This window comes from Lysobacter antibioticus HS124 (assembly GCF_000336385.2).
Taxonomy (GTDB): Bacteria; Pseudomonadota; Gammaproteobacteria; order Xanthomonadales; family Xanthomonadaceae; genus Lysobacter; species Lysobacter firmicutimachus.
Genome location: NZ_HG424502.1, coordinates 2682 through 27549 on the forward strand (window position 1 = coordinate 2682; position 24868 = coordinate 27549).

At 70.3% G+C, this 24868-nt stretch carries 24 protein-coding genes; 10 read left to right on the top strand and 14 right to left on the bottom strand.

Going from position 1 to position 24868, the window contains the following annotated elements:
* Positions 1-207: 207 nt before the first annotated feature.
* A complete protein-coding gene (locus TX83_RS11295) occupies positions 208-420 on the bottom strand; it encodes a hypothetical protein (protein ID WP_064748052.1) in 213 nt (70 codons plus the stop codon).
* 132 nt (positions 421-552) lie between these two features.
* On the opposite strand from TX83_RS11295, the gene TX83_RS11300 reads away from it, so the two are divergent.
* The 3 genes from TX83_RS11300 to TX83_RS11310 all read left to right on the top strand — a co-directional run bounded on the left by TX83_RS11300 (position 553) and on the right by TX83_RS11310 (position 3129).
* Positions 553-1521, top strand: coding sequence for a LysR substrate-binding domain-containing protein (locus TX83_RS11300; protein WP_064748053.1), 969 nt, complete (start codon positions 553-555; stop codon positions 1519-1521).
* Between the two features lie 134 nt (positions 1522-1655).
* On the top strand, positions 1656-2540 hold the full coding sequence (locus TX83_RS11305) for a class I SAM-dependent methyltransferase (protein WP_064748054.1): 885 nt from the start codon (positions 1656-1658) through the stop codon (positions 2538-2540).
* Between the two features lie 55 nt (positions 2541-2595).
* Positions 2596-3129: a pseudouridine synthase gene (locus tag TX83_RS11310; protein WP_064748055.1), complete on the top strand. Its 534-nt coding sequence runs from the start codon at positions 2596-2598 to the stop codon at positions 3127-3129.
* Between the two features lie 51 nt (positions 3130-3180).
* On the opposite strand, the gene TX83_RS11315 is transcribed toward TX83_RS11310, so the two are convergent.
* Genes TX83_RS11315 through TX83_RS11325 form a run of 3 tightly spaced genes read right to left on the bottom strand, consistent with a single transcriptional unit; the run spans position 3181 to position 5568 of the window.
* Positions 3181-3636, bottom strand: coding sequence for a hypothetical protein (locus TX83_RS11315; RefSeq protein ID WP_064748056.1), 456 nt, complete (start codon positions 3634-3636; stop codon positions 3181-3183).
* 13 nt (positions 3637-3649) lie between these two features.
* On the bottom strand, positions 3650-4618 hold the full coding sequence (locus tag TX83_RS11320) for a DMT family transporter (protein ID WP_079248186.1): 969 nt from the start codon (positions 4616-4618) through the stop codon (positions 3650-3652).
* Complete coding sequence (locus TX83_RS11325; RefSeq protein WP_064748057.1) at positions 4615-5568, bottom strand: aldo/keto reductase; 954 nt, start codon at positions 5566-5568, stop codon at positions 4615-4617. Before TX83_RS11325 ends, TX83_RS11320 begins: the two co-directional genes overlap by 4 nt.
* A gap of 283 nt (positions 5569-5851) precedes the next feature.
* Here TX83_RS11325 and TX83_RS11330 point away from each other — a divergent pair, with 283 nt between their 5' ends.
* Positions 5852-6913 carry a hybrid sensor histidine kinase/response regulator gene (locus tag TX83_RS11330; RefSeq protein ID WP_064748058.1) on the top strand — a complete coding sequence of 354 codons (1062 nt, stop codon included), beginning with the start codon at positions 5852-5854 and terminating at the stop codon, positions 6911-6913.
* 143 nt (positions 6914-7056) lie between these two features.
* Here TX83_RS11330 and TX83_RS11335 read toward each other — a convergent pair whose 3' ends face one another.
* From TX83_RS11335 to TX83_RS11345, 3 genes are all read right to left on the bottom strand, one after another.
* On the bottom strand, positions 7057-7431 hold the full coding sequence (locus TX83_RS11335) for a hypothetical protein (RefSeq protein WP_064748059.1): 375 nt from the start codon (positions 7429-7431) through the stop codon (positions 7057-7059).
* 233 nt (positions 7432-7664) lie between these two features.
* Positions 7665-10223 carry an ATP-dependent helicase HrpB gene (gene hrpB / locus TX83_RS11340; protein WP_064748060.1) on the bottom strand — a complete coding sequence of 853 codons (2559 nt, stop codon included), beginning with the start codon at positions 10221-10223 and terminating at the stop codon, positions 7665-7667.
* 62 nt (positions 10224-10285) lie between these two features.
* The gene (locus TX83_RS11345; protein ID WP_064748061.1) at positions 10286-10771 is read right to left on the bottom strand and encodes a hypothetical protein; all 486 of its coding nucleotides are present in this window, start codon (positions 10769-10771) and stop codon (positions 10286-10288) included.
* 253 nt (positions 10772-11024) lie between these two features.
* Between TX83_RS11345 and TX83_RS11350 the strand changes: the two genes are divergently transcribed.
* Positions 11025-11816 carry a TatD family hydrolase gene (locus TX83_RS11350; RefSeq protein WP_064748062.1) on the top strand — a complete coding sequence of 264 codons (792 nt, stop codon included), beginning with the start codon at positions 11025-11027 and terminating at the stop codon, positions 11814-11816.
* Positions 11817-11936: 120 nt separating this feature from the next.
* Here TX83_RS11350 and TX83_RS11355 read toward each other — a convergent pair whose 3' ends face one another.
* Together TX83_RS11355 and TX83_RS11360 are read right to left on the bottom strand one after the other, a co-directional pair.
* Positions 11937-15086: a TonB-dependent receptor domain-containing protein gene (locus TX83_RS11355; protein ID WP_064748063.1), complete on the bottom strand. Its 3150-nt coding sequence runs from the start codon at positions 15084-15086 to the stop codon at positions 11937-11939.
* A 297-nt stretch (positions 15087-15383) separates the two neighbouring features.
* A complete protein-coding gene (locus TX83_RS11360; RefSeq protein ID WP_141233483.1) occupies positions 15384-15851 on the bottom strand; it encodes a hypothetical protein in 468 nt (155 codons plus the stop codon).
* Between the two features lie 203 nt (positions 15852-16054).
* On the opposite strand from TX83_RS11360, the gene TX83_RS11365 reads away from it, so the two are divergent.
* A complete protein-coding gene (locus TX83_RS11365) occupies positions 16055-16930 on the top strand; it encodes a hypothetical protein (RefSeq protein ID WP_141233484.1) in 876 nt (291 codons plus the stop codon).
* A gap of 42 nt (positions 16931-16972) precedes the next feature.
* On the opposite strand, the gene TX83_RS11370 is transcribed toward TX83_RS11365, so the two are convergent.
* The 4 genes from TX83_RS11370 to TX83_RS11385 all read right to left on the bottom strand — a co-directional run bounded on the left by TX83_RS11370 (position 16973) and on the right by TX83_RS11385 (position 19713).
* Positions 16973-17494, bottom strand: a complete 522-nt coding sequence (locus TX83_RS11370; protein ID WP_064748066.1) for a hypothetical protein — start codon at positions 17492-17494, stop codon at positions 16973-16975.
* A 118-nt stretch (positions 17495-17612) separates the two neighbouring features.
* A complete protein-coding gene (locus TX83_RS11375; protein WP_064748067.1) occupies positions 17613-17981 on the bottom strand; it encodes a hypothetical protein in 369 nt (122 codons plus the stop codon).
* Positions 17978-18790, bottom strand: a complete 813-nt coding sequence (locus TX83_RS11380; RefSeq protein WP_064748068.1) for an ABC transporter permease — start codon at positions 18788-18790, stop codon at positions 17978-17980. Before TX83_RS11380 ends, TX83_RS11375 begins: the two co-directional genes overlap by 4 nt.
* Positions 18787-19713 carry an ABC transporter ATP-binding protein gene (locus TX83_RS11385; RefSeq protein WP_064748073.1) on the bottom strand — a complete coding sequence of 309 codons (927 nt, stop codon included), beginning with the start codon at positions 19711-19713 and terminating at the stop codon, positions 18787-18789. The genes TX83_RS11380 and TX83_RS11385 overlap by 4 nt, the downstream gene beginning before the upstream one ends.
* Before the next feature lie 296 nt (positions 19714-20009).
* On the opposite strand from TX83_RS11385, the gene TX83_RS11390 reads away from it, so the two are divergent.
* The 4 genes from TX83_RS11390 (at position 20010) to TX83_RS11405 (ending at position 24448) form a co-directional block, all read left to right on the top strand.
* Positions 20010-20759: a ferredoxin--NADP reductase gene (locus TX83_RS11390; protein WP_064748069.1), complete on the top strand. Its 750-nt coding sequence runs from the start codon at positions 20010-20012 to the stop codon at positions 20757-20759.
* A 109-nt stretch (positions 20760-20868) separates the two neighbouring features.
* On the top strand, positions 20869-22410 hold the full coding sequence (locus TX83_RS11395; protein WP_075575121.1) for an alpha/beta hydrolase: 1542 nt from the start codon (positions 20869-20871) through the stop codon (positions 22408-22410).
* A gap of 107 nt (positions 22411-22517) precedes the next feature.
* On the top strand, positions 22518-23264 hold the full coding sequence (locus tag TX83_RS11400) for an ATP-binding cassette domain-containing protein (RefSeq protein WP_064748070.1): 747 nt from the start codon (positions 22518-22520) through the stop codon (positions 23262-23264).
* A complete protein-coding gene (locus TX83_RS11405; RefSeq protein ID WP_064748071.1) occupies positions 23261-24448 on the top strand; it encodes an ABC transporter permease in 1188 nt (395 codons plus the stop codon). The genes TX83_RS11400 and TX83_RS11405 overlap by 4 nt, the downstream gene beginning before the upstream one ends.
* 108 nt (positions 24449-24556) lie before the next feature.
* On the opposite strand, the gene TX83_RS11410 is transcribed toward TX83_RS11405, so the two are convergent.
* Positions 24557-24868: energy transducer TonB (locus tag TX83_RS11410; RefSeq protein WP_141233485.1), on the bottom strand; the 312-nt coding region annotated here is incomplete at its 5' end.

Here is a 24868-nt window from a genome sequence, read left to right on the forward strand (position 1 = left end):
GCTTGCGACGGTGCGACGGCGTGCCTATGCCGGGCACCGGCCCGCTTTGCAAAGGGCGCGAGCCGGCTCGCCCGATCGCGCCCCAGGACGTTGCGAACCAAGCGCAGGAGAGCGGCAAGCGCAGCCGTCGCGATCGCGCAAGCTTTCGCCGATTCCCCTTCTGAAATGGGGATAGAGAAGGGAATCGCGCTCGCTCCTCGAACCGCCTCACGCACACCCATGCGCATCGCCGCAGCCGTCGGCGCGCTGCGCGCTTTCCGGAGTGCGGGCGAACGCCGACCACCAGCGCGGGGCCGGCTTGGCCGGCGTGCGTGCCGCCGGCGCCGCCACGGCGGCCTCGGCGACGACCGCCTCGTCGTCGGCATCGCGCGGGTCGACGAAATGGCCATGCAGGAACATCAGGTTCTTGTAGACGTTCATGATCGGACTCCCGGTCCAGGGCCATCGCGACACCCCGTCGCGCACTGGCCAATTGAGTGATTCGCAAGGTACGCTCGCCCGGTGCGGCGAAAAAGCGCGCCGTTTGCAAGCCAGACTTGAAGGGTGCTCAAGATGAACCGCCCCCCGCTGCACGCCCTGCTGGGCTTCGCCACCGCCGCCCGGCTCGGCAACCTGACCCGTGCCGCCGAGACCATGAACCTCACGGTCAGCGCGCTGAGCCATCAGATCCGCACCCTCGAAGACCGGCTCGGCCGGCGCCTGTTCGAGCGCGGCCCGCGCGGGGTGCGGTTGACCCCGGACGGCGACCGGCTGCTGTCGGTGGTGGCGCCGCATCTGGACGCGCTGGACCATGCGTTGCGCCCTTACAGTCCGCGCCGCAACGACGTGCTGACCCTGAGCCTGATGGCCTCGATGGCCTCGTCCTGGCTGGTGCCGCGGTTGGGCGGCTTCGTCGCCCGCCACCCGCAGTTGGAACTGAATCTGTTTTCGACCTCGGCCCTGGTCGATTTCGACCGCGAACCCGGCATCGACGCGGCCATGCGCGGCGGCTACGGGCGCTGGCCGGGCTTGGTGATCGAGCACCTGTTCGACGAAACCCTGGTGCCGGTGGCCAGCCCGGCCCTGGTCGAACGCATGGGCGGCCTGCCGGCGCAGGAAGACCTGCACCGCTGGCCGCTGCTCGGCGATCTGTCGACTTACTGGCAGGACTGGTTCGACCGCTACGGCGGCAAACGCCCGAACCGCTTCGTCGCCCATTTCGACGATTCCGAGACCATGCACCGCGCCGCGGTCGAAGGGCTGGGCGTGGCCCTGGGCCGCTTGGCGCGCACCCGCCTGCTGATCCAGAACGGCCAGCTGATTCCGCTCAGCCAGGGCCGGCTCAAGATCGATTGGGGCCATTACCTGGTGTATCCGGAGCGTTCGGTCGACCACGCCGGCCTGGAAGCTTTCCGCAGTTGGCTGCACGAGCAGGCGCGCGATTACGTTGCGGCGATGGATTCCGATCTCGCCCAGCGCGGCGCCGCCGACCCCGGCACGCTCGCGATCGCCCCGGCCAAGGCCGCGCGCAAGCGCCGCTGAGCGCGGCCTCGGGTTCGCCGCGCCGAGCGCTGCGTTGGCGACGCGTTGCCGCCAGGTTTGCCGCACTGCGGTACCCGGCGGCGAAGGGCTTGCGGTAGGCTGGCGCCCTTTCCCGTTGCCCCGGAGTCCGTTGCATGGAACGTAACCGCCCCGCCCGCCTGTGGCTGTTGGCCGCGCTGCTGCCCGGCCTGAGCCTGATCGCCCACGCCCAGAAGCCGGCCAAGGCCGACGCCGCCTCCCCCAAGGCGACGGCCGCCGCCGAACCGGCCGCCAACGCCGCGCTGAAGGCCGCCATCGCCGGCAGCTGGCGCGACCCGAAGAACGTCGCCCGCGACGGCGCGCGCCATCCGCTGGAAACGCTGCAGTTCTTCGGCATCCGCCCCGACCAGACCGTGATCGAGATCACTCCGGGCGGCGGCTGGTACTCGGAAATCCTCGCGCCCTATCTGCGCGAACGCGGCCGCTACGTCGCCGCGATCGTCGACCCGGACACCCAATCCAGCGCCGATTCGCGCAAGTACTACGCCAACGCCAAGAAGAACCTGGAAGCCAAGTTCGCCGCCGGCCCGGCGCAGTACGACAAGGCCGTGTTCGCCGCCTACGACAGCTATAAACCGGCGTTCGGCGCGCCCGCGTCGGCCGACGCGGTGCTGACCTTCCGCAACGTGCACAACTGGCGCAGCGCCGGCCAGGCCGAAGTGATGTTCCAGGGCTTCTTCGAAGTGCTGAAGCCGGGCGGCACGCTGGGCGTGGTCGAACACCGCGCCCAGGGCGACGTGCCGGCCGACGACAAGAGCGGCTACGTCGGCCAGGCCCAGGTCATCGCCTTGGCCGAAGCGGCCGGCTTCAAGCTCGAGGCCAAGAGCGAGGTCAACGCCAACCCGCGCGACACCAAGGATCACCCCAACGGCGTGTGGACGCTGCCGCCGGTGAACCGCCACGACGCGGCCGACGACGCCAAGTATCAGGCGATCGGCGAAAGCGACCGCATGACCCTGCGCTTCCGCAAGCCGCGCTGATCCCCACGCCGGCGGCGGTGCGCATCGCCGCCGGCGCGATGTCCAGGTTTCGCCCGTGCTGATCGCGTTCAACAAGCCCTATGGCGTGCTGTGCCAGTTCACCGACCGCAGCCAACCGCCGCGGCCGACCCTGGCCGGCTTCGGCCTGCCGCCCGGCGTGTACGCCGCCGGACGCCTGGACCACGACAGCGAAGGCCTGCTGCTGCTGACCGACGACGGCGGCCTGGCGCATCGGCTCACCGACCCGCGCCACAAGCAGCCCAAGGTCTATTGGGTTCAGGTCGAAGGCGACCCGAGCGAGGAACGACTGCAGGCGCTGCGCCGCGGCGTCGAGCTCAACGACGGCCGCACCCTGCCGGCGCAGGTCGAACGCCTGGACCCGCCGGCGCTGTGGCCGCGCGATCCGCCGGTGCGGTTCCGCAAGACCGTGCCCGACGCCTGGCTGGCGATCACCCTGCGCGAAGGCCGCAATCGCCAGGTGCGACGGATGACCGCCGCGGTCGGCCTGCCGACCCTGCGCCTGGTGCGGGTGGCGGTCGGCGGCCAGCGCCTGGACGGGCTCGCGCCGGGACAGTGGCGGGCCTGCTGAGCGTTCCGCCCCCCGCAGCGCTTTCGCCGGCCGCGCCTTCGCCGCGCCGGCTCAGTCGCGGCAGTGCTGCCGCGCTTGTTCCTCGGTGCGCACCTCGACCCCGCGGCAATGCGGATGCGGCAACACGCAAGCCAGGTACGGCCGGGCGATCCGGCGCGAGGCCTGCTTGCCGGCGATGAGCTCGGGCGCGCCGGCGGAAGCGCTGGCGGCGCAGGCCGCATGACGCTCGCGGACGATGCCGCGGCAGGCATCCGGCGCGAGACGGTAGCGATCTTGCGCGCGCGCGCGCTGCCCCAGTGCGGTGTCGCGCCACAGCTCGATCAGGACCGTCTTCGGGATCGGCCGCCGTTCGATCTCGGCGATGCGGTAATCGCCGCGCGACGGCGCGGCGAACCACTGCAGGTAGACGAAACCGCCGGCGGCGGCGAGGGCGATCAGCAGCAGAATCCGTTGCCTGTGCGTGGCGGTCGGAGCGGCGGGGCAGTATGCCCGCGGCGCGGCGGGCATGCGCCGCCGCGGCTCACTTGCGCTCGATCGGCACCGAGTTGGCGCCCGGCCGCGAGACCAGCACCACCCCGCCCAGCACCACCGCAGTGCCGATCAGCTGGATCGCGGTGATGCGTTCGCCGAGCACCCAGGCGCCGAGGAACACCAGCGACACCGGCCCGATCACCGAGAACTGCGCCGCGCTGCCGGCGCCGAGCCGGCTCACCGCGGCCATGGTGAAGGTCACCGGCAGGAAGGTGCAGAACAGCGCGTTGGCGGCGGCGAAGGCATAGACCTGCCAGGGCAGGCCGAACAGCGCCGCGGCGTCGCGCGCGATCAGGTAATGGATCAGGGTCGCCGCGGTCGACACCACCATGGCGCAGGCCACCAGCTGCAGCGAACCCAGCCGCTTCACCAGTTCGCCCGACATCGCCAGGTACAGCGCGTAGCTGACCGCGGCGCCGAGCACCAGCGCGCTGCCGAGCAGCACATGGTCGCCTTCCACGCGCAGGTTTTCGACCATCACCAGGATCACCCCGGCGTAGCAGACCGCCAGCGCGATCCACTCGCGCGCGGCGACCTGGCGGCCGTAAGCGAACAAGCCGATCAGCAGCACGATGGTGGGGTTGAGGAACAGGATCAGCCGCTCCAGCGAGACCGGGACGTATTCCAGGCCCCAGAAATCCAGCAGGCTCGACAAGTAATAGCCGAGCACGCCGAGCACCGCGATCAGGCCGAGGTCGCGCCGGGTCGGCAAGGCGCCGCGGGCCTTGGCGCGGCGGGTTTCGCGCAGGCCCAGGACCAGGAACAGCGGCAACGACAGGCCCATGCGCAGGGCCAGCACGTCGAGCGAGTCGACCCCGTAGCGGTACTGCAGCTTGGCCAGGATCGCCTTGGCCGAGAACAGCACCGCGCCGGTCGCGGCCAGGGCGATGCCGATCCGGCGCGCGCGGGTCGCGGCGATGACGCCCGACTCGGCCAGCGGAGACGCCGATGCGCTCATGCCGGCGCGCTCGCCGCATCCAGCGCGGCGATCTCCTCGGCGCTCAGGCGCAGCCGCGCCGCGGCGAGCAGCTCCCGCAACTGGGCGACGCTGGTCGCGCTGGCGATCGGCGCGCTGACCGACGGCCGCGCCAGCAGCCAGGCCAGGGCGACTTGGGCCGGGGTCGCGGCATGGCCGGCCGCCACCCGATCGAGCGCATCGAGGATGCGCAGGCCGCGCGCGTCGAGATAGCGCTCGACCTTGCCGGCGCGGACCCGGCTCTTGTCCAGGTCGGCGCGGCTGCGGTATTTGCCGGTCAGGAAGCCGCCGGCCAGGGCGTAGTAATTGAGCACGCCGAGCCCGCGTTCGCGCACCAGCGGTTCCAGTTCGGCCTCGTAGCCGGTGCGGTCGGCCAGGTTGTAGTCCGGCTGCAGGGTCTCGTAGCGCGGCAGGCCGTGGCGCTCGGCCAGGTCCAGGGCCTGCGCCAGGCGCGCCGCGCTGTAGTTGGAGGCGCCGATCGCGCGCACCTTGCCTTGCTCGATCAGGCGCGCGAACGCACCGAGGCTGTCTTCCAGCGGCACGGAAGGATCGTCCTCGTGGGCCTGGTAGAGATCGATGGTCTCCACCCCGAGACGACGCAGGGACTCCTCGGCCGCGGCCTGGATGTTGGCCGGCGCCAGACCGCGCCGCGGGCCCCATTTGCCCACTTTGGTCGCGATCACGATCCGCTCGCGACGGCCGCCGCCCTGCGCCAGCCAGCGCCCGATCAGGCTTTCCGATTCGCCGCCGGCGTTGCCCGGGGCCCAGGAGGAATACATGTCGGCGGTGTCGACCAGGTTGAAGCCGGCGTCGCTGAATGCGTCGAGCAGGGCGAAGCTGGTCGCAGCGTCCGCGCTCCAGCCGAATACGTTGCCGCCGAACGCGATCGGGGCCACGGCCAGGGGCGAACGGCCGAGCGGGCGAAGGCTCATTGCGGATTCCTTAATCGGGGAACGCTCATGATGCGCCGCCGCAAAAGCCGCTGCGATACCCGCGTCGCAAACGCAGCGTGCCGGATGCGGCGATCGGCCTGCGCCGCGGCAGTGAACGATTCATTTTTTTCCTTCGCCCGCCCGCCTTTGGCAGTGGGTTTCTGTTAACTTTCGGAACGCTCATGCGGGTTCATTTATGCGAATTCCGCGTGAAAAACCCGCCTCTGGGGATCTACTGGACGCAATGAGTACTCCCGCGACATCCACAGGCCGGATCCTCGTCGTGGACGACCAAGCCGCGAACCTGCGCGTAGTCACCGCGCTGCTTTCGCGCCAGGGCTACGAAGTGGTGTCGGCCGCCACCGGCGACGAGGCGCTGCGCCTGTACGCCGAGCAGCCGCCGGACCTGATCCTGCTCGACGTGATGATGCCGGGCATGGACGGTTTCGAAGTCATGGCCGCGCTGCGCGCCGATTCGCCGCTGCGCGTGCCGGTGGTGTTCGTGACGGCCGCGCACGACCGCGATCTGTTGCTGCGCGCCTTCGATGCCGGCGTGGTCGATTACGTCACCAAGCCCTTCTTGCCCGAGGAACTGCTGGCGCGGGTCAACGCCCACGTCGGCCTGAAGCTGACCCGCGACCGCCTGGAACGGGTCGCGCGCGAGCGCGAGGAACTGGTCAACCTGGTCGCGCACGATCTCAAGAACCCGCTGACCAGCGTGCTGTTCGCCAGCGACCTGCTGTTGCACGACGGCTGCAAGCCCGAGCGCGTGCCGCGCTATCTGCAGATGATCCACGAGAGCGCCGACGACGCGCTGGGCTACATCCGCCATTACCTGGAAAGCCAGGCCGGGCCCCGCGACTCGGTCGGCGCGCAAGGCCGCGCCGACCTCGGCGAGACCCTGGAGTGGCTGGTGCGGCGCTATGAGATGCAGCTCGACGCGCGCGGCATCCGCATCCAGGTGGTGCCGCCGCCGGCGAACGGCGCCGCGCTAGTGGCGATGGACGCGCGGGTGCTGCGCCAGGTCAGCGAGAACCTGGTCACCAACGCGATGAAGTACGCGCCCAACAGCGAGCTGCTGCTGGCCGCGCGCAACAGCGCGCCCGGTTTCTGGCAGCTGATCGTCGCCGACCGCGGCCCGGGCATTCCGGTGGCGCGCCAGCGCGAACTGTTCAAGCCTTTCGTGCGCCTGCACGACGACGCCGTCGACGACGGCCTGTCCAGCGGCCTGGGCCTGTCGCTGGCCAAGCAGATCGTGGTCAATGCCGGCGGCCAGCTGTGGTACGAAGAGCGCCGCAACGGCGGCTCGCGCTTCATCATCGAGTTGCCGGAAGCGGCGAAGTAGCCGGCCGCCCGGCCTGCCACGACCGCAGGCCGGGAGCCCCGCGCTCCACCCGACGAGGGCGACGGAGCGACGGGGATCGACCGGCCTGCGGCCCGCAGAGCCGATGTCGGATCGGCGATGCAGCGATCGCGCTACCGCCGGGCTTATTCGGCCGACTCTTCGCCGTTGCCGTTGCCGTTGCGCTGCGCGCTGCTGCGGCGACGACCGCTGCCGGACTCGGCGCGGCGCGCGTCGATGCGGCGCGCGCTGCCTTCGATCGGATCGCCTTCGGCCTGCTTGCGCGCCTTGCGCCGCGCGGCGGCGTACCACAGCAAACCGGCGCCGGCGACCGCGGCCACCGCGATCACCGGGTTGCGACGCACGAAGCCGCCGGCGGTGCGCGCGCCGGCCTTGAGCGCGCCGAGCTTGGCGCCGGTTTCCAGCCATTGGCCCGCCTTCGGCGCCGCGTCCTTGAGGTTGGCGCTGAGCGCGTGAACCAGTTCCATGGCACGGTCGGGCAGGGATTCGAATTTGCTCATCGTTGCAATCCTGTGATGAGGGAAAGGGCTTCAGTGTCGGCGCGTTGCCGTTGAAATTCTGTGATCGCACGCGCGCCGGTCCGGCTCGCGGCTGAATGCCGGCGACGCCGCGAGCGGCACGAAACGGCGGCCAGATCTGCCGCTGCGCACAACCACGCCGGATGATACGGACCGCCCACGGCGCGCGACAGCCGGACGAGCGGACGAGCGCGGCGGCGCGCGCCGCGCAGCGCTCAGGTGCCGCGCGGCTTGGCGCGATGGGTCGCGGTCGCGGTCCAGGGATCGTCGGGCCAGGGGTGCTTGGGATAGCGGCCCTTCATTTCTTTTTTCACTTCCGGATAGGTGCGCTCCCAGAAGCCGCGCAGGTCCTGGGTGACCTGCAGCGGACGCCCGGCCGGCGACAGCAGGTGCAGGGTCAGCGGCACGCGGCCGTCGGCGATGCGCGGCGTGTCGGCCAGGCCGAACAATTCCTGCAGTTTGACCGCCAGCACCGGCGGCTGCGGCGCGCCGCGGCCGCCATCGCCGCGACCGTTGTCGGCCTCGTCGTCGTAGGCGTATTCGATCCGCCGTTCCATCCCCGAGGGCACCACGATCCGGGTCGGCGCCAAAGCCTCCAGCCGCTGCCGCCACGTCCAGTCGGCCAGCGAGCGCAGGGCTTCGCCGAAGCCGGCCTCGTCGAGCGCATCGAGCCGAGTCTTGCCGCTCAAGGCCGGCTTCAGCCAATGCTCCAGGCCGTCGAGCAGGGCCGCATCGGACAGGTCGGGCAGAGCGGCCTCGCCATCGGCCAGCTCGGGCATCCACGCGCGCACGCAGCGCATGCGCGCGCGCCACTGCTGCAACGATTCGGTCCACGGCAAGGCCGACAGGCCGAGCTGGCGCACCGCATCGACCAAGGCATCGGCATAGCGCGCCGGGTCCGGCCGCGCCAGCGGCCGGCTGTCGAGCACGATGCGGTCGTAACGACGCTCGCGTACCGCGGCGATGCCGCGCGCGGCGGCGTCCCAGACCACCCGGTCTTCGCTGACGAAGCGCTGCGGGAACTCGCGCTCCAGCCGCGCCTCGTCCAGCGGCGCGGCGCGCAGGATGCGCGCGTCGCGCGGGTCGTCGCGCAGTTCGGCGACGACCAGCCAGGGTTCGCCGTACACCGCGCTGTCGTCGAACAGACGCGCGCTGCGGCCGTTGGCGAGCTGGTAGCGATACGGGTCGCCGGGGTGCTGGCGCGCGATCCGGTCCGGAAACGCATGCAGCAGCAGATCGCCCAATGCGTGCGCCGGCACCGACGCCGGCGGCGCGGCGTCGACGCGCAGGCGCCGGCGCCATTGCCGGGCCGCCTGGTCCAGCGCCGCCAAGGCCGAACGCGCGGCCTCGGCCGGGGCGCGGCCGGCGCGGAACGCGGCCAGAGCCTGCCAGCGCGCGGCCAGCGCATCGCCGCCGCCGCGCAAGGGATCGCGCGCTTCGACCAAGGCCGCCAGATCGCAGGCCAGGGCGCGTTCGTGCGGATCGTTGGGCGCCAGCAGCATCGCCGCCAGGCGCGGATGGGTGCCCAGCGCGAGCATGCGCCGGCCGAAGGCGGTGATGGTCGCCGCTTTGCCGGCGCCTTCCAGCGCGCCGAGCCGCAGCAACAGCTCGCGCGCCGCCGCCATCGCGCCGCCCGGCGGCGGATCGAGGAAACGCAGCCCGGCATCGCCCCACGCGGCCAGTTCCAAAGCCAGCCCGGCCAGTTCGACCTGGGCGATTTCCGGCCGCCGCTGCGGTTCCAGCCGCTGCGATTCGGGCCACAGGCGATACGCCCAGCCCTCGGCGACGCGACCGGCGCGGCCGGCGCGCTGGTCGGCCGAGGCCTGGGCGATGGCGACCACGTCCAGGCGCGAGAAGCCGCTGTTGGGGTCGTAGCGCGGCTCGCGCGCCAGCCCGCTGTCGATCACCACGCGCACGCCGGGCAGGGTCACGCTGGATTCGGCGACGTTGGTCGCCAGCACCACCCGGCGGCGGCCGTCGGGATCGGCCTGCAGCACCCGGCTCTGCTGTTCGACCGGCAACTCGCCGTGCAAGCTCAGCACGTCGATGCCGCGCAAGGCCTCGCTGCCGGCCAACGCCGCATCGGCGCGGCCGATCTCGCGCTGGCCGGGCAGGAACACGAGCACATCGCCCGGATGCTGCGCGACCGCATGTTCGACCGCGCGCCGCAGCTGGTGCTCGAGTTTTTCCTCGCGCCGCGCCGGAAAGTGCGCCAGCGTCACCGGATAGCTGCGGCCGGCGCTGCTCAGTCGCGGCGCGTCGAGGAACTGCGCCAGCCGCTCGCCGTCCAGGGTGGCCGACATCGCCACGATGCGCAGGTCGTCGCGCAGCGAGGCCTGCACGTCCAGGGCCAGGGCCAGGCCGAGGTCGGCGGCCAGGTGGCGTTCGTGGAATTCGTCGAACAGCAGCGCGCCGACCCCGTCCAGGGTCGGGTCGTCCTGGATCATCCGGGTCAGGATGCCCTCGGTGACGACCTCGATCCGGGTCCGCTCGGAGACCTTGTTCTCGAAGCGGATGCGATAGCCGACGGTGTCGCCGGCGGCCTCGCCGCGCTGGCGGGCCATGAAGGTCGCGGCGGCGCGCGCGGCGACCCGACGCGGTTCCAGCATCACGATCTTGCGCCCGCCCAGCCACGGCGCGTCGAGCAGGGCCGGCGGCACCTGGGTGGTCTTGCCGGCGCCGGGCGGGGCTTCCAGCACCAGGCGCGGGTGCTCGGCGAGGCTGGCGCGGATCTGCGGCAGCAGGGAATCGATCGGGAAGGCGGGACTGTTCACCCGCGCAAGGATACGGACCGGCGGCGGCGCCCGGAATGGCGCGGCCGCCGGCGCCGGTCGCGTCAGTCCTCGAACTCGCCGCAGCCCATCAGCAAATGGGTCGGGTTCTTGACGTCGCCGATCACCACGATCACCGCGTTGGCGTAGGTGTTCTTTTTGGCGTCCTGGCACGGTTCGTCCGGCTTGCTCGGCGCGATCAGCACGCTCATCGGCCGGGTCTGCATGCCGACCGTGATCGTGCCGGCCAGGCCGTAGCGCCCCTTGAGCACGCCGAGCACCGGCAGGTCCAGCACCGGCACGGTCGACGTCAGGCCGCCGGCGGCCAGCAGTACGCCGCGCGGCTTGGTCAGGTGGAACTCGGCCGCACCGGGCACGGTGCGCTGCAGTTGGATGTTCCACGACAGCTTGCCGACGTTGCCGCCATCGAAGGGCTGGGCGGAGAAATCGAACTTGGGCTTGGCCGATGCGGCCGCTGCATCGGTCTGCTCGGCATGGCCGGGAACGGCCCAGCCCAGGATCGCGGCCAAAAGCAAGGTGACGATGCGCATGAGGGTTTCCCTTGGCGGCCGGACGGCGCCTTCTACGCAACAACGCGGCGGAACGCAGGTTGTGAAAAAGCGGCTGCAGGAAAGTGGGCTGCGAATCGGCGCGGGGAAAGCGCGGACGTCGTCGGTGCGAACGCGATCGCTGTGCGGCTCCGGTCGGACCCGGCGGACGCGCGGCGCCGCAACGCCGCCGGGTTGGGTCGGACGCGGCGAGCCTCTACACTGCGCGCTGCTCCGTTCCCGCTGTGCCCGCCCCATGCAACTGATCGACATCGGCGCCAACCTCACCCACGACAGCTTCGACCACGACCGCGAGGCGGTGCTGCAGCGCGCGCGAGAGGCTGGCGTGGCGCGGATGGTGATCACCGGCGCCAGTCGCGAGCATTCGCCCAAGGCGCTGGAACTGGCCCGGCGCTATCCGGGCGAGTTGTTCGCCACTGCCGGCGTGCATCCGCACCATGCCGTCGAATACACCGCCGAATGCGACGCCGAGATGCGCGCCCTGCTCGGCCACGACGAGGTGGTCGCGGTCGGCGAATGCGGGCTGGATTACTTCCGCGACTTCTCGCCGCGCCCGGCGCAGCGGCGCGCGTTCGAAATGCAGTTGCAGACCGCCGCCGACACCGGCAAGCCGTTGTTCCTGCACCAGCGCGACGCCCATGCCGACTTCATGGCGATGATGAAGAACTTCGACGGCAAGCTCGGCCCGGCGGTGGTGCACTGCTTCACCGGCACGCGCGAGGAACTGTTCGATTACCTCGACCAGGACTGGCACATCGGCATCACCGGCTGGCTGTGCGACGAACGCCGCGGCCTGCACTTGCGCGAACTGGTCAAGCACATCCCGGCCGAGCGATTGATGATCGAAACCGACGCGCCCTACCTGCTGCCGCGCACGGTCAAGCCGGCGCCCTCGCATCGGCGCAACGAACCGATGTACCTGGCCCACATCGTCGAGGAGCTGGCCCGCGACCGCGGCGAGGACGTCGCCGTCGCCGCCGCCCACAGCACCGCCACCGCCAGCGCCTTCTTTCGCCTGCCGGCCTGATCCCAAGTCGGCTGTTGCCGTCGCCGAATCCCCGATCCCGAATCGCGAATCCCGAATCGCGCGCAACAAAAAAGCCCCGATCCTCAGATCGGGGCTTTTTTTCCTGCGCATCGGCTCAGATCAGTACTTCCATTCGAAGGCCAGGTTGTAGCGACGGCCGAGAATGTCGTAAGTGCTGAACAAGTTCGCCGAGGTCTGCGCCGGGAACGGCGGGTCCTTGTCGAACAGGTTGCTGACCGCCAGGCGCACCATGGTGCGATCGTTGAAGCGGTAGCGCACGCCGCCGTTGAACAGCCAGTAGTCGCCGACCTTGAGGATGTCGCGGGTTTCCGGCGTGTTGAGCACGTCGAACTCGGCGCTGCTGAGGTAGTTCGCCGACAGGTTGGCGCCGAACTTGCCCTTCTCCCAAGCGCCGCTGAACTGGTACTGGCGCTTGGAGGTGCCGATCTCGCCGACCGCCGGGTTGGGGCTGACGCCGGTGTTGTCGACGGTCAGTTCCTTCGGGAAGTAGCCGGTCACGCCGAACGCGAAGCGGCCGAAGCGGTCGGTGTCGAAACGGTACGACACTTCGGCCGAGTAGGCCTCCATGTTGAGGTACTTGCCGTTGACGAAGCCGCTGACGAAGGTCGTGGCCTGGCCGGCGTTGGCCGGACCGGTACCCGGGGCGTTGCGGGTGATGCGGCTGCAGAACGCGTTCGCGTTGGGCACGTTCGAGGCGTCGAAGTCGGGCGCGTCGAAGCAGGCGGTGGCGATTTCGGTCGCGGTCAGGTTGCTGATGACGTCGGTGATCTTGATCTTGTAATAGTCGGCGGCGACGGTCAGGCCTTCCAGGAACGACGGCGCCCAGGTGAAGCCGTAGGTGTGCGAATCGGCCGACTCGTTGCGCAGGTTCGGGTTGCCGCCGGACACGCCCTGGATCGAGGCGCCGTTGGCGTTGGAGTTGAAGCTGGTCAGGCCGTAGTAGCTGAGGAAGGCCTGGCAGTTGCGCGCGCGCACCGCCGGGTTGTTGCCGCCGGTGATGAAGCGGGTGTCGCAGGGATCGCCGGTGACGAACTGGAACGAGGTCGCCTGCGGCAGGAAAGCCTCGGTGATCGCCGGCGCGCGCAGCGAGCGGGTGAAGTTGCCGCGGATTTCCAGATCCTGGAACGGCTTCCACTGCAGGCCGTAGGTGTAGGTGTCGAACTTGCCGTTGATGCTGTTGTCGACCTGGCGGTACTTGCCGACCACGTCCAGCTTCTTCAGCAGCGGGATATCGGCTTCCGGATTGACCAACGGCAGCACGAACTCGCCGAACCACTCCTTGGTCGAGTATTCGCCCTGCAGCGGGGTGATCGGCACCGACCGCCCCAGCCCCTGGGTCAGGAAGGTTCCCGGATCGAACAGGCCGCTTTCCTTGCGGTATTCGTAGCCGATGTTGTACTGCAGCGGGCCGCTCCACAGGTCGAACAGGGTGCTCGACAGGTTGATGTTGAAGACCTTCTGCTCCTGCAGCGCCTGCGACTCGGTGCGGGTGGTGACGTAGTTGCGCGCCGCCGCGCTGGGACGGCCTTCGCCGAACAGGTCCAGCGGCACGCAGTTCGGGTCCGGACGCGGCGCGATGCCGCCCGGCACCACCACGCCGGCCACCGGCGCGCCGTTGCAGACCAGCTGGCCCTGGGCGTTGCGCACCACGTGCAGCGCGTTGACGAAGTTCTGCTGCACCAGCGAGGTGCCGTAGGCGCGCGAATCGCTGCGGCCGTAGTTGCCCGACGCTTCCCAGTAGAACACCCGATCGGCCAGTTCGAAGTCGCCTTCCAGGCCGACCACGATGCGGCCGAGCTCGGTGGTGGCGCTGCCGTTGTTGGTGACCAGGTCGCGCGAAGCGCGCGACAGATTGAACGAGGTCACCCCCAGGCCTTGCAGAGTGGTGCGGGCCTGGTCGGTCAGTCCGGCGTAGGTGGTCGGGAAGCGGATCATGCCGCTGGCGCCGGCGAACAGGGGCGAGTTGTAGGCCCACTGGTCGACCAGCTCGGTGCTCTCGGCCGAGTAGAACGAGCCTTCCAGGAACACGTCGATGTTGTCGGTCAGGCCCCAGCGCGCGGTGGTGTTGAACGACATGCGCTTGAGGTCGGAGGTGATCTGGCCGGCCTCGATCAGGCTCAGGCCGTCGCCGCCGCTGGCGTCGGTGGCGGAGAAGGTCGAACCCGGGTTGTACGGCACCAGGTTGCCGTTCGGGTCGAAGGCCAGCACGGTGCGGTTGCCGGTGCCGAAGCCGTTCGGGATCAGGTTGCCCGAACCGGTGCGGAACGCGCCGGTGGTCGGCGAGATCAGGCCGCCGAACGGCGTGGTCCAGATGCGCCGGTCGCGGATCAGCACGCCGTTGGGGATGCCGTCGGTCGCGCCGGTGTTGAACGGGATGTTCGGGTTGTAGCGGCCGTCGTTGGCCGGGGTGCGTCCCGGGAACAAGGTCGCCATCTGGGTGGCGTTGGGGTTGGTGCTGTTGAAGAAACCTTCGCGGAAGTAGTCGCGCTCGCGCTGCAGCACGCCCTTCACGTTGTCGTAGGTCAGCGAGAAGGTGACGTTGCCGCGGCCGTCGTCGAAGTTGGCGCCGACCAGGGCCCAGACGTTGTAGCGCTCGTTGTCGCCTTCCTCGGTGACGCCGTAGTTGCCGCCGAATTGGACGCCTTCGAAGTCCTTGCGCAGGATCACGTTGACCACGCCGGCGATGGCGTCCGAACCGTAGGTCGGGGCGCCGCCGATGGCGATGTTCTCGACCCGCTCGACCATCGCGGTCGGGATCGCGTTGAGGTCGACCTGCACGCCGGGCGCGGCCGGGCCGAACAGGGTGGTCGGCGAGCTGGACACGTAGCGGCGGCCGTTGACCAGGGTCAGGGTGCGGTTGCTGCCGATGCCGAAGCGGTTGACGAAGTTGACGCCGGTGCCGAACGTGGCCTGGCCGCCTTCCGGGGTCACGCCGACGCCGAAGCCCGGAATTTCGTTGAGCGCATCGGCGACGTTGGTCAGGCCGCGGTCGGCGATGTATTCCTTGGTCACGACGGTGGCCGGCTCGAGCGTGTCGAAGCCGGCGCGGCGGATGCGCGAACCGGTCACGACCATGCGGTCCAGGTCGGTCGGCGCCGAGCCTTCGGAGGCCTCCGGCTTGGCCGTGGTCGCGGTTTGCGGAGCGGGCGTCGGGTCTTGCGCGAACGCCGGAGCGGCGATGACCGCGAGGATGCCGAGCAACAGCGGGCGGCGGCGCAGGGACGCGCGACGGGCCTGAGTCGTAACCATAAGTTTTCCCCCGAATGGACATCCGACCGACGGGTCGGATGCGCATTAATAGATTGTTAAACACAACACGCGCAAGAGGCCCGGCTTTTTTGTTTGTTTTCCTATGTAACTAATTGATTTCACGTGCCTATAGCGGCAGATCGAACGGTCGTTTCACTGCAGGGCGGCAAAGAATTGCGCCAGAAATGGCAAATGAAAAGGCGGCTTTCGCCTATAGCGCGAGCCGCCTGGATGAAGGTCTTGACCCGGCCGCGCCGGCGCCCCGGCATCGGGGGCGCCCGGACTGCGGCGACGGGCTCACTGGTCGGTGAATCGGCCGCAACCGAACCACAGCGGTATTACGGTCGAACCGATCTTGACCGGCTTGTCCAAGTCCAAGATCTGGATCGCGTAGGTGAAGGGTTGGCCGTTCGGATCCTTGGTGTTGCCCTTCTTGTCCTTGCAGACCTCGCCCAGCTTCACCGGCGCCAGTTGCACCGAGATATTGGTCGTGGTCTTCAGCGCGATCTTGCCGACCAGGGTGTAACGGCCGTGGCCCTCGGTCGCCTGCTGCTGCAACGGGCCGCTGAGCCGTTTGGCTCGCGGCACCCTCAGCTCGTAGCCGACCGACAGGTCACGGGCGGTGGTCAGCTTGACCTGCCAGTCGGTGTTGCCGCCGCGGAACACCGGCGCGGGGAAGGTGATCTGCTGGGCCGGTGCGGGCGACGCAGCGAGCAACGCGGCCAGGCCCAGCACCGCACCGGCAACGACGGACGAAATACGCATGAACGACTCCTCTTGAGTGGCGACGACCAGTCGCCGTAACGCTGCAAACGGCGCAAGCCGGCCGGCGTGAAGCGTTGCCGGGCGCGGGACTGCGACCCACGCCGCGATCGTGCCGGCTGCGGACGCCGGCCCAGTCGCTAAGCTAGGCGCCGCTGCGACGCCGCCCGGCGGCGCGGCGCTTCCCCGACCCCATGGATTTGCGCATGTCTCTCGCTCCGACCGCAGCGGCGCGTTCGCCGCTGCTCGTGCCGCTGGCGCTGGCCGCCGCCTTGTTCGCCGCTTCCGCGCTGTTGTTGTTGATCGGGGCGCTCGCCGTCCCCGAGGCGGTGCGCAGTGAACTCAAGCTGGCCCCGATCCTGCTGCAGTGGCTGTGCAAGGACGGCCTGTTGGCGGGCCTGGGACTGGCCGTCGCCTGCGTGCTGACTCAGCGCCGCGGTGCGCCGCGGCGGCCGATCGGCGCTGCGATCTGCGCGCTGTTGCTGGCGTTCGCCGTCGCCCTGCTGTGGTCGACCACCGTCGACGCCTGGCTGTACGGCCGTCTCGGCGGGCAGCGGCGCGAACTGGAAGCGGCCTTCGCGGTGTCCGGCCTGCTCAAGGCGGCGGCGCAGATCGCCGTGGCCTGGCCGCTGGCGTGGTGGATCGGCGGTCGCGGTGCGACGCCGGTGGCCTGGAGCGGCGCGGCACGGCGCGCGATCGGCGCCCTGGTCGGCGGCGGCGTCTGCGCCGGCCTGGTGCTGGCGCTGCAGCAGGGCGCGGCCGGCTTCGCCGCGCTCGACGGCGACGGCCATCGCAGCGGCATGAGCGCGGTCGCGCTCGCGGTCGGCGCGGTGCTGGCGCTGGTCGCCGGCGTGTGGCCGTTGCGCTCCGGTCACGGTGCGCTCGGCGCGCTGGCGGCGGCGGCGCTGACGCCGCTGCTGTTGTTGGCCGCGGCGGTGCCGTTGGCGCTGTATGGGCAGGCGCTGGAGTTGCCGATGCTGATCGCGCTGGCCCTGGCGCTGATCGTCGCCGCTCCGCTGCTGGCGTGGCTGACGGTGCGCGCACTGCATCGGCGCGGGCGGCCCGTCGCACCGGCGGATTGAACCGGCGGCGCCCGCTACGGCGCCGCGGGGTTGGGGTCGGCCTCAGTACATCGCCAGGTCGGCGCAGCCTTCCAGCTTGTCCATGCCGTCGACGCTGACCCGGATGCTGTTGCGGTGGCGGCCGTCGCCGTCGTCGATGCACTCCATGCGGTCGATCTCGATCGTCATCGGCTTGGCGCCCTGAACCGTGCTCAGCTCGCCGCTGAGTACGATCAGGTCCGCCGGCGCATCGGCCGGTTGGCCGAGGTAGCGCGCCTGGCCGCTGGCCTTCTCGCTGCCGCTGCCCCAGGTCAGCTCGACCCGGTGGTTCATCTCGCCGGTGGCCTGGATCTGGATGCTCCAGTGCTCGCCGAAGCCTTTCAGCGCCGGCACCGGGCTGAGCTTGCCGACCTGGTCGGCGCCGATCTTGCCCAGCGGCCGTTCGCCGCCGACGGCGCTCGCGCCGGTGTCGCCGGCCTGGTTCGCAGCCGGCGCCGCGGGTTCGGCGGTCTTGGCTGGCTCCGGCGCGGCGCAGCCGGCCAGCAGGGCGGCGCACAGGGCCGCGGTCAGGGCAATCGAACGCATGGGGCAGTCCTCGGTATCGGAAACATGGCACTTAAAAGGCCGTCGCTCTTGCAGGCCGGCGCCGTTGAGCGCCGGGACGAGGCTCCGCCCTTGTAGCCCGAGCGCGGTGCAGGCCGGATCAATGCGGCGCCTGCAGCGCGTCCAGTTCGGCGCGGACCTCGCGGCATTGGTCGCGGTCGCGTTCGGGATTCGCCGGCAGACGCTGCAAGATCGCATCCATCTCGCGCGCCCCGCGGCGGAACGCGTCGCCATAGGCGGCCTCGTCGAAGCCCTCGCCGCGCGCCCGTGCCTCTCGGCGGGCGGCGTCGCGCAGTGCCTCGGCGATCCGGCTAAGCGGTTCCTGCGCCAGACCGCAATAGCGCGCCTGAGCCAGGCGCATGCCGTCGGCGGCGTGGCGCGCCGCGGTTTCTTGCCCCGGCGTCGCGGCGGCGACCGCCGCCGGGACCAGGCCGAGCGCGGCGGCCAACAGCCAGGCGCGAGGGCTCAACTGCGCAGCCCGACGCCGCGCTTGAGCAGCCACAGGCCCAGCGACGACAGCGCGGCCACGAAGCCGAGCATCAACGCATAGGCCACCCACAGCGGCACGTCGCTGCTGCCGAGCAGGCCGTAGCGGAACGCGTTGACCATGTAGAAGATCGGATTGGCGTGGGTCGCCGCTTCGGCCCAGGCCGGCAGCAGCTTGACCGAGTAGAACACGCCGCCCAGGTAGGTCAGCGGGGTCAGGATGAAGGTCGGCACGATCGCCACATCGTCGAACTTCTTGGCGTAGACGGCATTGACGAAGCCGGCCAGGGAGAAGATGGTCGCGCCGAGCAGCACGGTGGTGAGGGTCACCAGCGGATGCGGCACCCGGACCGAGGTGAAGCACATCGCGATCAACAGCACGATCGCGCCGACCATCAGCCCGCGCAGCACCGCGCCGGCGACATAGCCCCACAGGATCACCCAGTTCGGCATCGGACTGACCAACAGCTCCTCCACGTGGCGGCCGAACTTGGCGCCGAAGAAACTCGAGGAGATGTTGCCGTAGCTGTTCTGGATCACGCTCATCATCACCAGGCCGGGGACGATGAACTCCATGTAGCTGTAACCGCCCATGTCGCCGATGCGCGAGCCGATCAGGCCGCCGAAGATCAGGAAGTACAGGGTCATGGTGATCGCCGGCGGCACCAGGGTCTGGCCCCAGATGCGCAGGATGCGCGCGACTTCGCGCCGGACGATGGTGCCCAGCGCGATCAGGTTGCGCCGCGCGGGCGAAAGCTCGCGCGTTTGCGCGGCGTCGGTATGGCTGCTCATGCGGCGCTCCCGGTGGCGGCCGGCGAGGGCTGGGCGATCATGCGCACGAACAGCTCCTCCAGGCGATTGGACTTGGTGCGCATCGAGCGCACCCGGATGCCGGCTTCGCCGAGCGCGGCGAAGACCCGGTTGAGGTCCATCGCGCGCGGCATTTCCAGGTCCAGGGTGTGATCGTCGGCGGCGCTCAGGGTCGCGCCTTCGATCGCCGGCAGGGTCGCCGGCAGGCGGCCGTCGATGTCGAGCAGGAAGCCTTCGACGTCGAGCTTGGCCAGCAGCGCCTTCATCGGCCCCTGCTCGACGATCCGGCCCTGGTCGATGATCGCCAGGTTGCGGCACAGGCTCTCGGCTTCTTCCAGGTAGTGCGTGGTCAGGATGATGGTGGTGCCGGCGGCGTTGATCTCGCGCAAGGTCTTCCACATGCCGCGGCGGATCTCGATGTCGACGCCGGCGGTGGGCTCGTCGAGGATCAGCAGGCGCGGCCGGGTCATCATCGCGCGGGCGATCATCAACCGCCGCTTCATGCCGCCGGACAGGGTGCGGCTCATCTTGTCGGCCTTGTCCCACAGCTGGGCGCGCTTGAGCTCTTCCTCGGCGCGCTGCAGGGCGACGGCGCGCGGCACGCCGTAGAACCCGGCGTAGTTGACCAGGATGTCGAGCGGCTTCTCGAACATGTTGAAATTCAGCTCCTGCGGCACCAGGCCGATCAGGCGCATCGCTTGGTCGCGGCGGCGATTGAGGTCGGTGCCGAAGATCTCCACCGAACCGTCGCTGAGGTTGACCAGCGAGCTGACGATGCCGATCAGGGTCGACTTGCCGGCGCCGTTGGGGCCGAGCAGGGCGAAGAAGTCGCCCTCGGCGACGTCCAGGGACACGCCCTTGAGCGCCTGCACCTTGTTGTCGTAGGTCTTGCGCAGGTCGCGCACGCGCAGGGCGGGCACCTCGGCGGTGCCGGACGGGACCGGACGGGGGCCCGTGGCGGGGGCCGTTGGCTGGGTCATCGTGGGAGGGTCTCGGATCGCTGGGCCGCGGGCCTCGCGGCGAATGGCTTAGTATAGGCGGCCCCGTGGCGGCGCTCCGGCCACAGACTGTTGCGAAAATCCGCGTTGCGCAGCCCAGGACCGGTCCCCGGCCCCGCGCAACCGCCGCACCGGGCCCCGCGCCCGGTCCTATTGCGCCCGCGGCCGCCCGCCGCGGGAGCACGATCGAGAAACGCGCTGCAATGAAGCAATTCCCCCTCAAGCTCGTGTCCCGCCGCATGCTGGCCCCGACCGTCGGCCACTACGTGTTCCTGCGCGACGACGGCGAGCCGCTGGACTTCATCCCCGGACAGTTCATCCAGGTTCATTTCCAGTACGCCGACGGCACCGCGACCAAGCGCAGCTACTCGCTAGCGACCCTCCACGACCACGCCCTGGGCGCCGGCGAAACGGTCGAGATCGCGGTCAGCTTCGTGCCCGGCGGCGCCGCCACCGCGCTGTTCGAAGGGCTGGGCGACGGCGAACAGGTCCAGGCCAGCGGCCCGTTCGGGCGCTTCTGCCTGATGCCCGCGGACAGCAACCGGCGCTATCTGTTGATCGGCACCGGCACCGGCGTGACCCCGTACCGCTCGATGCTGCCGCAGCTGGAAACCCTGATCCGCGAACGCGGCATCCAGGTGGTGCTGCTGTTCGGCGCGCGCACCCCGGCCGAGCTGCTGTACGGCGACGAATTCCGTGCTTTCGCCGACCGCCATCCGCAGCACTTCCGCTTCGTGCCGTGTTTCTCGCGCGAATTGCCGGAGCAGCCGCATGCGGACGTGCGCCGCGGCTACGTGCAACAGTTCCTCGACGAGTTCGCGCCCGATGCGGCCGGCGACATCGCCTACCTGTGCGGCAATCCGAACATGGTCGATGCCTGCTTCGAAGCGCTCAAAGGCCACGGCCTGCCGGTGCCGCAGATCCGCCGCGAGAAGTACGTCTCGTCCAAGTAAGCCCGCGCACCGCCGGCGGCGCGAGGCCGCTGCCGGGTCCGGTCACATTTTTCCCGGACCGACCGTCTGTCATCCTTGAAGGCGCACCGCCTTGGGATGAGACACGGACATGCACTCAGTACTGACGTCACACCGACCGCGCGCCGTCGCGGTCGCCGGCCTGGCCGCGTTGCTCGCGGCGGCCGCATTGAGCGGCTGCGGCGACCGCGGCCGCGGCGCCGACACCGGCTCCGGGGAGGGCGACAAACGCCGTTACGGCCGGATCGCGTTCGATCCGTGCACGTTGTCGACGCCGTACGCCAACGGCACTTTCGCCGCGCAATGCGCGCGCTATGACGTGCCGGAGAACCCGGCCGAGCCCAAGGGCCGCAAGCTCAGCCTCAACCTGGCCTGGCTGCCGGCCACCGAGGGCGCCGGCAGCGCCGATCCGGTGTTCTTCCTTGCCGGCGGACCGGGCCAGGCCGCGACCACCTCCTGGCCGATGGTCGACGCCGCATTCCGCGAGGTGCGCAAGCGCCGCCATATCGTCCTGATCGATCAGCGCGGCACCGGCCAATCGGCTCCGCTGACGTGCGCGGAGGCGGTCGGCGGCGACCCGATCCAGGACCAGGCCGCCGCCCTGGACGCCTCGCTGCGCGCCATCAAGCAGTGCGTGCAGGGCCTCTCGGTCGATCCGCGCTACTTCACCACCACCGAGGCGATCGCCGACCTCGACGCGGTGCGCGCGGCGATCGGCGCGGACCGGATCAACCTGGTCGGCGTGTCCTACGGCACCCGCGTCGCCCAGCAGTACGCGATGCGCTATCCGCAGCGGGTGCGCAGCCTGGTGCTCGACGGCGTGGCGCCGAACGAGCTGGTGCTGGGCAGCGAGCACGCGCGCAACCTCGACGCCGCGCTGGCCCTGCAATTCAAGCTGTGCCAGCAGACGCCGGCCTGCCGCCAGCGCTTCGGCGCCGATCCGCGCGAACAGCTGCGCCAGCTGATGGCGCGGCTGCAGGCCGCGCCGGTCGAGATCGACTACCGCGATCCCAGTACCGGCGAGCAGAAGCGCGCGCCGATCACCGCCGGCCACGTCGCGATCCTGACCCGGATGTTCTCTTACGCGCCGGAAGCGGCGGCGCTGTTGCCGCTGGTGCTCAACGAGGCCGACCAGGGCCGCTACGCGCCGTTGATGGCGCTGTCGAAGATGCTCGAGGCCCAGCTCGGCGACGAGATCAACTTCGGCATGCAGCTGTCGGTGAGCTGCGCCGAGGACGTCGATCTGTTCCGCCCCGACCCGGCCGATGCCGACACCGTGCTCGGCGACAGCCTGACCCGCTCGCTGACCGAGCAGTGCAAGGCCTGGCCGACCGGCGCCCGGCCGAAGAACTTCCACGAGCCGCTCAAGAGCGACGCGCCGGCGCTGCTGCTGTCCGGCGAACTCGATCCGGTCACACCGCCGCGCTACGGCGACCAGGTGGTCAAGCACCTGCGCAACGGCCGCCATCTGATCCTGCGCGGCCAGGGCCACGGCGCCTTGCGCATCGGCTGCACGCCCAAGCTGCTCGGCCAGTTCCTGGAAACCGCGAACGCCAAGCAGCTCGACGCGCGCTGCCTGGACAGCCTCGGCTACGTGCCGCCGTTCGTGTCGTTCAGCGGGTGGGAGCCGTAACAGCGGGGATTGGGGATTCGGGATTGGCAGAGCCAACGCCCGGATTCGTCCCCTTCCTGCCGCTGTTGCGAATCCCGAATCCCAATCCCGATTCCCGTGGAAAGACCATGATCACCGCCCACGATCTGCATAAATCCTTCAAGACCAAGACCGGCACGGTGCACGCCGTGCAGGGGGTCGAATTCGAGGCCCGCGACGGCCAGATCACCGGCTTGCTCGGCCCCAACGGCGCCGGCAAGACCACCACCTTGCGCATGCTCTACACCCTGATGCGGCCCGACCGCGGCGAAGTGCGGGTCGACGGCGTCGACGCGGCGCGCGATCCGGCCGCGGTGCGGCGCGCGCTGGGCGTGCTGCCCGATGCGCGCGGCGTCTACAAGCGCCTGACCGCGCGCGAGAACATCGCCTACTTCGGCGAACTGCACGGCCTGCCGCGCAGCGTGGTCGAGCAGCGCACCCGCGCACTGGCCCGCGCGCTGGACATGGACGACATCCTCGATCGCCAGACCGAGGGCTTCTCGCAGGGCCAGCGCACCAAGACCGCGATCGCCCGCGCCCTGGTCCACGACCCGCGCAACGTGATCCTGGACGAACCGACCAACGGCCTGGACGTGATGACCACCCGCGCCATGCGCGGTTTCCTGCGCGGCCTGCGCGAAGAAGGTCGCTGCGTGATCTTCTCCAGCCACATCATGCAGGAGGTGGCCGCGCTCTGCGATCGCATCGTGATCGTCGCCAAGGGTCAGGTCGTGGCCGCCGGCACCGCCGACGAGCTGCGCGCGCTGACCGGCGAACCCAACCTGGAAGACGCCTTCGTCAAGGCGATCGGCAGCGAAGAAGGACTGCTCGCATGAATCTCCGTTCCCTTTCCGCGATGTGGGCGGTGGTCCGCAAGGAACTGCTCGACATCTCGCGCGACCGCCGCACCCTGGCCATCGCCCTGCTGCTGGGCCCGCTGCTGTACCCGCTGCTGATGGCGGGCATGGGTTCGCTGGCCGAGAACCGCGCCCGCACCCAGCTCGACGCGGAGCTGCGCCTGCCGGTGCGCGGCGCCGAGCATGCGCCGAACCTGATCAAGTTCCTGGCCACCCAGAACATCGTCGCGATCCCGGCGCCCGCCGACCTCGACGGCGCGATCCATCGCCAGGACCACGACGTGGCCCTGATCGTGGCGGCGGATTTCGCCGAAAACTGGAAGCAGGGCCGCCCGGCGCTGGTCGAGATCGTCCAGGACAGCACCCGCCGCGATGCCGAGATCCCCAGCCGGCGCCTGCGCGCGGCGCTGGAAGGCTATAGCCGCCAGGTCGGTTCGCTGCGCCTGCTGGCGCGCGGCATCGCCCCCAGCGTCGCCCAGTCGATCAACGTCGGCGATCGCGACATCGCCACCGCCGAGGCCAAGCGCGGCCTGCTGCTGTCGTCGCTGCTGCCTTACCTGCTGATCCTGACCTCGTTCATCGGCGGCGCCCACCTGATCATCGACGCCACCGCCGGCGAGCGCGAACGCCAGTCGCTGGAACCGCTGTTGGCCACGCCGGCCTCGCGCGGCGCGATCGTCAGCGGCAAGATCGCCGCGGCCTGTCTGCTCGGCCTGTTGTCGCTGCTGCTGACCTTGCTCGCGTTCAAGCTCAGCGCGCAGCTGGGCCGCGGCCTGAGCCAGATGCTCGACGTGCGCCTGGCAGCGATCGGCAAGATGCTGCTGATCCTGACCCCGATGTGCTTCTTCGGCACCGCCCTGCTGACCTTCCTGGCGGCCACGGCCAAGAGCGTCAAGGAAGCGCAGAGCCACTTCACCTGGCTGATGCTGCTGCCGCTGCTGCCGACCTTCGTGCTGATGGTCAACCCGATCAAAACCCAGCTGTGGCAGTTCGCGGTGCCGTTCCTGGCCCAGAACCAGCTGCTGCTGAAGGTGATCCGGGCCGAAACCATCGAGCCGTCGGTGTGGGGCGTGTACCTGGGCTGCAGCTTCGCCCTCGCCGGCCTGCTCTGGTACGCGGCCGTGCGCCGCTATCACAACGAGTCGCTGGCGGTGTCGGGCTGAGCCCCGGCTCTCGGCTCCGGCCCCGCGCGGGCCGGGCCGCGGACACGAAAAAGCCCGGCTCGCGCCGGGCTTTTTCGTTGTTGCGGGAGTGCCCCGGAACGCGACGGATCAACCACCGCCCGGGTTGAAGCCGATCGTGCGGCGGGTGGTGACCGGCGACGGCACCGGCTGGAACCGCCACTTGCGCACCGCATTGACCGCCTCGCGATCGAACACCCGCGCCGGGTTGGAACGGACCACGCGCGCGGCGGTGACCGAACCGTCGGTGGCGACGGTGAACTCGACCTGGACTTCGCCGGACTGGCCGGCGCGCAGGGCTTCGGGCGGGTAACGCGGAGCCGGAGTCGACACCGCGCGCAGTTCGCTCGGCGCCGCCGCGGCCGGGGCCGCGCGCTCGCTGGCCGCGGCCCGCTGCGCCGC